This window comes from Enterococcus sp. S183_ASV_20 (assembly GCF_018919685.1).
Taxonomy (GTDB): domain Bacteria; phylum Bacillota; class Bacilli; order Lactobacillales; family Enterococcaceae; genus Enterococcus; species Enterococcus faecalis.
Genome location: NZ_JAHLRI010000190.1, coordinates 1 through 362, shown reverse-complemented (window position 1 = coordinate 362; position 362 = coordinate 1). Strand labels below are relative to the sequence as shown.

Genomic DNA, 362 nt, shown 5'->3' with positions numbered 1-362 from the left:
AAGTCCCTTCTGTAGAATAGAGTTACCACAACACATTCACAGAAGAGAGGACTTCCCTATGAACGATTTTACTACAGAAATTCTAAAGACTCTAGCGAACAAAGGCGATTTGAATGAATTATTCCGTGTCCATTTGGAGAAAGCAGTCAATACGCTTCTCAAAACGGAGTTAACGGCTTTCCTAGATTACGAAAAGTATGATCGCATTGGTTTTAACACGGGTAATTCTCGTAACGGCTCCTATGACCGTACGGTCAAGACCGAGTATGGGGAACTTCATCTCCAGATTCCGCGCGACCGCAATGGCGAGTTCAAGCAACAGACTGTTCCTGCTTATAGACGGACGAATGACACGTTAGAGG

1 protein-coding gene is annotated in these 362 nt (G+C 44.2%); it reads left to right on the top strand.

The genetic code is table 11. The features are described from left to right. Positions 1–58 precede the first annotated feature (58 nt). Positions 59–362: transposase (locus KQI94_RS16370; RefSeq protein WP_174785213.1), on the top strand; the 304-nt coding region annotated here is incomplete at its 3' end.